Origin of the sequence: Cellulomonas sp. RIT-PI-Y, assembly GCF_025642745.1 — a bacterium.
Classification (GTDB): Bacteria; Actinomycetota; Actinomycetes; order Actinomycetales; family Cellulomonadaceae; genus Cellulomonas.
This window is the reverse complement of sequence record NZ_JANZKP010000028.1, coordinates 36,580-44,090: the sequence shown is the minus strand read 5'-3', so window position 1 is coordinate 44,090 and position 7,511 is coordinate 36,580. Positions and strand designations below refer to the sequence as shown.

The window sequence follows — 7,511 nt, the reverse complement described above, 5'->3', positions numbered from 1 at the left end:
CCCAAAACGCCCGAACAGCGCCAACTTCTTCGCACTCGACCGAGGGCTGTCCACAGATGGCGGCTCGGGGGTGGATCGGCCAGGTTCGGGATCGCGAGGATGCGCGGATGGGAGCGACGAGCCGGGCCTTCACGGTCGAGCAGGCAAGACGCGCCGGGGTCAGCGATGGGGTCCTCTACCGCTCGGGCCTCCGGCAGCCGACGCGTGGCGTGCGCACGGTGGACGCGCCGCCCGAGCGGGATGACGTCGTCGGCCGGTGCCGAGAGTTCCTTCCCGCGCTGCCTCGAGCCGTCGCCTTCAGTCATGCGACCGCCGTGGACCTGTGGGGGATCGACCGGCCACGCGGGCTGCGCCGACCCGATGACCTGCACATCCTCGTCCCCCACGCCGCAGCACGACCGCAGCGGAAGGGTGTCGTCGCGCATTGCGGATCACTGGCGGGGCGTCGTCGAGCGCGATCGGGACTGCCGGTGGTGGGGGTGGAACAGACCTGGGTGCAGCTGGCCGCAGAGCTCAGCCCGCAGGAGCTCGTGGTGCTCGGCGACGCCATGCTCCGCCGACGGGGTCCGTGGACCAGCGTCCGACAGCTGACCGACGCCGTCGCGCGCATGGCTCCGGGGACGCGAGGAGTGGCCCGCGCCCGCGAGGCGCTCCCGCTGCTGCGCGCCGGGACCGACTCCTGCCAGGAGACCCGTCTCCGTCTCGTCCTGATCGCCGGAGGTCTGCCGACGCCGCGGGTGAACGAGCCCGTCTTCGCCTCGAACGGCACCTTCATCGCGCTCCCGGACCTCAGTTTCCCGGACGATCGCGTCGCGATCGAGTACGACGGGGATCTGCACCGCACCGACCGTTCGACCTGGCAGCGGGATGTCCGTCGCCGCCGCATGCTCGACGCCGCCGGCTGGGCCGTGATCTCCTGCACCGCGCACGACATCAGCCACCCCACCAACGCCCTCACCGCGATCTACACGACCCTCCGCAGCCACCGGCGACGGTGAATGCGAAGAACTCGTCGCCCAAACCGCCCGAACCGCGACGACTTCTCCGCACTCGGCGCCCAGGGGGCTGCGGGTGTGCTGCGGGTGTGAGGGACCGGGGGTCAGGACAAGGGGTCGGTCGCGACCATGTCGTGGCCGAGGACGTCGGGCGGCCCGGTGTACGGGGTGACGTGGTCGGCCCAGCGCTCCGCGTCGTCCTGCGGGCGGTAGCCGAGCGCGCGGGCACCGGTCAGATCCCACCAGCCCCGGGTGTTCGCGGAGATCCCCCAGACGGTGGCCGGACCGGTCACCGGCCCACGCAGTGCGGCGTCGACCAGTCGCACGGCGTCCGCGGGGCTGAGCCAGATCGCCAGGTCGAAGGTCGTCAGCGGGCGGGGCGCGCACTGCCCGATCCGGAGCGAGACGACCTCCAGGCCGTACTTGTCCGCGTACAGGCTTCCGAGCGCCTCGAGGGCGACCTTGGACACCCCGTAGAACGAGTCCGGGCGACCGGCGACGTCCCCGGGCACCGGGCCGTCCACCACCGGGTGGTACCCGACCGCGTGGTTCGAGGACGCCAGCACCACCCGGCGCACCCCGGCACGACGGGCGGCCTCCAGGACCCGGAACGTGCCGTCGACGTTGGTGGCGAGGATCGCGGGCCAGTCGCTCTCGGTCGGGATGCCGCCCAGGTGGACCACGGCGTCGCAGCCGGTGAACAGGGCGGTCAGCCGCTCGATCGCGTCGTCCGCGGTGAGGTCGACCCCGGCGATCGCGGCCCCGTCGGCGTCCGCGTCGCGGTCGATCAGGCGCAGCGTCCAGCCGAGCGCCGGCAGACCGCCGTCCACGTCGCGCAGGTAGCCCGCGATCCGGCCGGCGCCGCCGGTGAGAGCGACCTCGGTCACGAGTAGGCCGGACCGCCGGGCAGACCGAACAGCTCCTCCAACGAGGAGGCGTCCCGCAGGTGCAGCTGGTGGATCAGGTCCGCGCCGACGTACCGCAGGTGCCAGCCCTCCGGCCGGTAGCCGGTGCGGTCCTGGTTCTCCGCGGTGTAGCGGACCACGAACCCGAACTCCTCGGCGTGCGCCGCGAGCCACCGGCCCTCGGCGGTGTCGGCGAAGCACTGCTCCAGATCGCATTCCGGGCGGGTGCTGCTGCCCAGGTCGACCGCCAGGCCGGTCTGGTGCTCGGAGTACCCGGGACGCGCCGAGACCTCGTCGGCACCCGGGACACCCATCTGCGCGGCCCAGGCGGAGTAGACCTCGCCCTGCCGTTCGGCGGAGCGGTAGCCGGAGACCAGCGTCGGCGAGACCCCGGCCGCGGCGGCTGCCCCGCGCAGCGCGGTCAGGGCGTCGGCGGCTTCCCGGCGCAGTTCGAGCACACCGCCGTCGACCGGCACCAGCTCGGCCGGGACGTAGTCGGCGGGCAGCGGGCGCTGCTTGTTCACGATCACGGCCAGCGAGGACGGATCCTCGGGCGGGGTGAGCGGTTCGACCCGGAGGACCTCCGCGAGCCGGTCGCCCTGCGGCCGTGGGTCGGGCCACGGCCCCGCCACCGCCGGTGCGGCCCCGGCGGCGCCCAGCACGAGGCCGAGCGCGAGCGTGCTGAGCACACGACGGCGCGTGGAGGGGCGGCTGACAGGCATGGCACTCGATCGGTCGGGAGGGGACGACCCCACCAGTCTGACCCGCCGGACCGGCTCTGGCCAGCCCGTGCACCCGGATCTCATCGACGGGGGTCGGCCAGCGGGATCAGCCGCGCGGCCGCGTACGCCACGGCGAGGTCCGGGTCGCCGACCAGCGGCACCGCCGCCCGCGCCCAGGTCATGCGGCTGTCGAGCACCTGATCGAAGGCCCTTCCCAGCACCGGGTAGCGAGGGTCGCCGTACAGGACGTCGAGCGGGTGGTCGGACCCGCTCGCGATCACGGCCGCGACCATCCGCTGCGCCTCGGCCGGATCGGCCCCGGAGCGATCGGTCACGCCGTGCAGGGTCACCGACCATGCCACGTCGGTCAGGAAGTCCAGGATCGCCTCGCGGGCGCCGAGAGCGTCCGGGCAGGGCAGGCAGGCGGCCAGGGCGTCCGCGACCCGGGCGGTCACCGGCGACGGCGTGCCACGGTGCATGATCGCGGAGCCGAGGAACGCCTGTGCCCGCCGCCGAGCCGCCCGGTCGCCGAGCAGTCCGAGCACCCGGTGCAGGTCGTCGGCCCGGCCGTGCGCGTGGACCGAGTCGGAGCCGTCGAGCCCGGTGAGGATGTCGTGTGCAGTCGCCGTCACATCTGCCAGGTTCGCGCCGCTCAGGCACCCTGGTACAGAGATCGAACCGCGCATGAGTGGAGGAGCCGCTGTGTTTGAGGGTGTGTCCGCGTTTCCCCTGAGCCCGATAGGTGACGAACAGGTGGACACCACCGCCCTCGGACGGATCGTCGACCGGCTGACCGCGGCCGGGGTCGACTCGATCGGTGCCTTGGGTTCCACCGGCGCCGCTCCTCTGCTCTCCCGCGAGGAACGGGCCACCGTGCTGCGGACCGTGGTCGAGCACGCGGACGGCACCCCGGTGATCGCGGGGATCGGCGCGCTGCGGACCCGGGACGTCCTGGCCCATGCCGACGACGCCCAGGCCGCGGGTGCCCGGGCCCTGCTGCTCGCCCCCGTGTCCTATCAGCCGCTCACCGCCGACGAGGTGGTCGAGCTGTTCCGCACCGTACTCGCCGCCGTGGACGTGCCGGTGGTCCTCTACGACAACCCGCGGACCACCCGCTTCACCTTCACCCCGGAGCTCTACGCCAGGATCGCGGCCATGGGCGGCATCGCCGCGGTGAAGGTGCCCGGGGTCCCCGCGGACCTGCCCGGCCTGCGGAGGCTGCTGCCCGACGGCACCGCGATCGGGGTGGCCGGCGACGGCTACGGCGCGGCCGGGCTGGCGGTGGGCTGCGACCTCTGGTTCAGCTCGATCGCGGGCATCCTGCCGGAGCCGGTGCTCGCGATCGCCCGGGGAGCGGATCCCGAGCCGCTGTCCCCGCTGTGGGCCCTGATCGCCGAGCACGGTGGGCTGCGGGTGTCCGCGGTCGCCGCACGACTGCTCGGACTCGTCGAGGGTCCGTGCCTGCCGGCGCCGGTCCGGGAGCCGGACGACCCGCGGGTGGCGGCGACCCTGCGCGAGCTCGGCCTGGTCTAGCCGACCAGGACGCGTCCGGCACCGATCACGACCTCCCGGGCGGGTGCCCGCACCAGCGCGTCCATCGGGTTCTCCGCGTCCAGCAGGACCAGGTCCGCCCGCCCGCCGACCACCAGGTCGTGCTCGGCCTCGGTGCGACCGACCGCCCACGCGCCCGCGCTGGTCAGGCCGCGCACCACCCGGGTCAGGTCCTCGTCCCGGGCGAGCGACGACGCGCGGGCGAACTGCCAGCCGATCCCCATCGTGTCGCCGGTGCCGTACGGGCTCCACAGGTCGCGGATGCCGTCCGTGCCGAAGCCGACCGGCACCCCGGCGGCGTCCAGTTCGCCCAGCGGGAGCTGCGGCAGACGGAGCGGCGCGACCGTGGTCATCGACACTCCCGCCTCCCCCATCCGGGCCAGCAGCTCGCGACGCGGACCCTCCGGCAGCTGCGCGATAGCGAAGCCGTGCGCGATGGTCACCCGGCCGCCCAGCCCGAGGTCGGCGGTGCGCTCGACGATCAGCTCGACCTGGAACGCCCCGAGCTCCGCCGGGTCGTGCAGGTGGATGTCGACGCCCACCCCCTCCTCGGCCGCCAGCCCCAGGATCGCGTCGATCTGGCCGACCGGGTCACGGTCGATCCCAGCCGGATCCAGGCCACCGATGTGCTCGGCACCCGCGCGCGCCGCGTCGCGGAGCAGGTCCAGGACACCGGGACGCCGCAGCACCCCGTCCTGCGGGAACGCCACGATCTGCACGTCCAGCGCCCCGTCGTAGGCCGCGGCCGCCTCGCGCACCGCCTCGAGGCCGCGCAGGCCGACCCCGAGGTCGACGTCGACGTGGCTGCGGATGGCCGTGGTGCCGTGCGCGACCATCTCGGCCAGCACCGCGGCGGTGGGCCGGACGCCGGGGATGCCGAGCTCGTCCCGCCGTGCTCGTTCGTGCCGGATCCGTCCCTCGGTGCCGCCCTCGCCGCCGTAGGACTGCCCCCACCACGACTTGTCGACATGGGCGTGGGCGTTCACGAGGCCGGGCAGCGCCAGCAGCCCGCGACCGTCGACGACCTGCGCGGGGTCCAGCTCGGTCGGGTCGACCGCACCGATCCGTTCGATCCGGCCGTCGGTGCCGATCAGCAGGTCGGTGCGCTCACCGCCCCACGGACGGATGTCGCGGACCAGACGGACGGGGCGCAGGGCATCGGTGCTCATGACCTCGCATCCTCACCCGGGGAGCCCCCGGCGCGAAACTCAGCCGTCGCCGCGCAGCTCCAGACTGATCTGCTCGGCGTCGATCGCCTCCAGCGCGCCGCTGAGCGCCTCGGCATCGAAGGTGCCGTCGTCGCGCGCGTCCAGCAGGGCGGTGCGCTGCGCCCGCAACCGGTCGGCCTCGCTGACCTCGCCGTCGTCGACGCCTTCCGCGGCCGCGGCGGCCTCCTCCAGCAGCGCGACCAGCCGGCCGTGCTCCTCCGCGTTCTCCGCCTCCTGCCGGGCTGCGGCCTCAGCGTCCGGCGCGAGCCGACCCGCGAGCCAGCCGATGGTGCCGCCCTGGAGCAACAGCGAGAACGCCGCCACGATGAACGCGATCACCACGAGCAATGCGCGGGCAGGGGTCTCGGCGGGCAAGGTCTGGGCGGCGGCCACGGTGATCGCACCGCGCATCCCGGCCCAGACCACGATCACGCCCTCGCGCTTGCCGAGCGGGGACCGGCTGAAGTAGTCGATGTCGGCGAGCATCCGGCGGACCCGGGTGCTGAACCGGCTCAGGTCGGCCTGCCGGGTCTCCGGGCCACGGCGACCGTTGCGCCGGGCGATCAGCTTGAGCCGGAGGCGCAACGACTTGCGGGGCTTGCGGCCGAGGCGGCCGAACGGCTCCGGCCCGCGCCCCGGTCGGTCCACCGCGGCACGTTCCCCCTCGCCGAGCGCCGGGATCGGTGTGCCGGGGTCGTAGATGACCTGCTCGTCACCGGTGGGCCGGTCCTCGACCTGTCGGTCACCGGTGGGCCGGTCGTCGGCAGGTGCCTCCGCCGATTCCGGGGCGGTCGACTCGGTGACCGCGTCCCGGAACGACCGGGCGTCCTCCACCCCGGCCGGGCCGCGGCGCCGCGCGAACCGCTCCGCCTCCCGTCGTGACAACGGCCCGTCGCCGCGCGGCAGCTCGTCCGCGGCTGCGTCCTCCGCCGCCACCTCCCGCCGCACCGCCGGGCCGCCGAGCCGGGGCAGCTGTGCGCGGTTGGTGCCCGGCCTCGGCCCCGCAGCGATCTCGCCACGGGCCCAGGCCTCGCGCTGGCGGACCAGGAACTTCTGCGCCCATTCCGGGTCGGCGAGCGTCTTCTCGATCGCGGTCAGGCGTGGTGCCACCGCCGCCCCCCGGGCCGCCTTGCGCCGCAGGCGGGCCAGCATCGGGATCACGAACCCGGCGCGCAGCAGCACGGTGATCAGCAACGCGGCGGCGGCCAGCCCGATCGCGGTGCCCAGCCCCTGGTGTTCGGCGTGCACCTCCTCCACCAACCCATAGAGCTGCAGGCCCATGGTCAGGAAGATGACGCCCTCCAGCATGAGCTCGACCGTCGCCCAGTTCTGCCCATCCGAGAGCCGGTGCTGCGGGGAGAGCAGCCGCGGTCCGCGCCAGCCCGTGATCAGTCCGGCGACCACCGCGGCGACCAGGCCGGAGCCGTGCAGCTCCTCGGCGGGGATGGAGGCGATGAACGGCACCGTGAAGCTGAGCAGGGTGTTGACCGTCGCATCGGTGACCTTGGCCCGGAGCCGGACGTTCAACCGCCCGACGATCCAGCCGATCACCACCGCGATGCCGACCGAGTAGAGGAAGGTGCCGAGGGCGTGCCAGAACGAGAACGCCACCGCGGTGGCCGCGATCGCGGTGCGCAGCACCACCAGGGCGCTGGCGTCGTTCAGCAGTCCCTCGCCCTCCAGCAGCGCGACCACCCGGGGTGAGGCGCCCGCGTTCTTGACGATCCGGGTGGCCACGGCGTCGGTCGGGCTGATGATCGCGCCGAGCGCCACGCCCCAGGCGAGGTCGATCCCGGGGATCACCCAGGCGAAGAACAGTCCGAGCACCAGGGAGGTGCCGACCACCAGCACCACCGACAACCCGCTGACCGCTCCGAAGTCGCGGCGCAGGCTCATGGTGGGCATGGACACGGCGGCGGAGTACAGCAGCGGGGGCAGCACCCCGGCCAGGATCCACTCCGCCTCGATGTCCACCGCGGGCACCACCGGCAGGAAGCTGACCAGGATCCCGACCAGGACCAGGATCAGCGGTGCGGGCAGCCCGAAGCGTGGCGCGTACACCGCGGCAGCGGCGGTCACCAGCAGGGTCAGGACGATGACGACGATGGCCAGCACGTCCGCGACCCTAAC

General features: G+C 74.0%; 8 protein-coding genes. 2 read left to right on the top strand and 6 right to left on the bottom strand.

Features of this window, described 5'->3' with window-relative positions; all coding sequences use genetic code 11:
• Positions 1–425 (bottom strand): hypothetical protein (locus OGL89_RS10435; RefSeq protein ID WP_263120019.1); only part of this gene is annotated, 425 nt, incomplete at its 3' end.
• Between the two features lie 54 nt (positions 426–479).
• On the opposite strand from OGL89_RS10435, the gene OGL89_RS10430 reads away from it, so the two are divergent.
• Positions 480–998: a DUF559 domain-containing protein gene (locus tag OGL89_RS10430; protein ID WP_263120018.1), complete on the top strand. Its 519-nt coding sequence runs from the start codon at positions 480–482 to the stop codon at positions 996–998.
• Positions 999–1,099: 101 nt separating this feature from the next.
• Here the strand turns inward: OGL89_RS10430 and OGL89_RS10425 are convergent, their stop codons facing one another.
• The 3 genes from OGL89_RS10425 to OGL89_RS10415 all read right to left on the bottom strand — a co-directional run bounded on the left by OGL89_RS10425 (position 1,100) and on the right by OGL89_RS10415 (position 3,254).
• Positions 1,100–1,882: an NAD(P)-dependent oxidoreductase gene (locus OGL89_RS10425; RefSeq protein WP_263120017.1), complete on the bottom strand. Its 783-nt coding sequence runs from the start codon at positions 1,880–1,882 to the stop codon at positions 1,100–1,102.
• A complete protein-coding gene (locus tag OGL89_RS10420) occupies positions 1,879–2,622 on the bottom strand; it encodes a M15 family metallopeptidase (RefSeq protein WP_263120016.1) in 744 nt (247 codons plus the stop codon). The genes OGL89_RS10425 and OGL89_RS10420 overlap by 4 nt, the downstream gene beginning before the upstream one ends.
• 80 nt (positions 2,623–2,702) lie before the next feature.
• The gene (locus tag OGL89_RS10415; RefSeq protein WP_263120015.1) at positions 2,703–3,254 is read right to left on the bottom strand and encodes a hypothetical protein; all 552 of its coding nucleotides are present in this window, start codon (positions 3,252–3,254) and stop codon (positions 2,703–2,705) included.
• Between the two features lie 52 nt (positions 3,255–3,306).
• On the opposite strand from OGL89_RS10415, the gene OGL89_RS10410 reads away from it, so the two are divergent.
• On the top strand, positions 3,307–4,155 hold the full coding sequence (locus OGL89_RS10410; protein WP_263120014.1) for a dihydrodipicolinate synthase family protein: 849 nt from the start codon (positions 3,307–3,309) through the stop codon (positions 4,153–4,155).
• Here OGL89_RS10410 and OGL89_RS10405 read toward each other — a convergent pair.
• Together OGL89_RS10405 and OGL89_RS10400 are read right to left on the bottom strand one after the other, a co-directional pair.
• Positions 4,152–5,342: an amidohydrolase family protein gene (locus OGL89_RS10405; RefSeq protein WP_263120013.1), complete on the bottom strand. Its 1,191-nt coding sequence runs from the start codon at positions 5,340–5,342 to the stop codon at positions 4,152–4,154. The two genes, OGL89_RS10410 and OGL89_RS10405, sit on opposite strands and share 4 nt — an antisense overlap.
• 39 nt (positions 5,343–5,381) lie before the next feature.
• Positions 5,382–7,496, bottom strand: a complete 2,115-nt coding sequence (locus OGL89_RS10400) for a cation:proton antiporter (protein ID WP_263120010.1) — start codon at positions 7,494–7,496, stop codon at positions 5,382–5,384.
• Positions 7,497–7,511: the final 15 nt, after the last annotated feature.

Excerpts from the sequence above, each read along its gene's own strand:
- OGL89_RS10420 (WP_263120016.1), bottom strand. The coding sequence starts at position 2,622 with ATGCCTGTCAGCCGCCCCTCCACGCGCCGTCGTGTGCTCAGCACGCTC.
- OGL89_RS10410 (WP_263120014.1), top strand. The coding sequence starts at position 3,307 with ATGAGTGGAGGAGCCGCTGTGTTTGAGGGTGTGTCCGCGTTTCCCCTG.
- OGL89_RS10405 (WP_263120013.1), bottom strand. The coding sequence starts at position 5,342 with ATGAGCACCGATGCCCTGCGCCCCGTCCGTCTGGTCCGCGACATCCGT.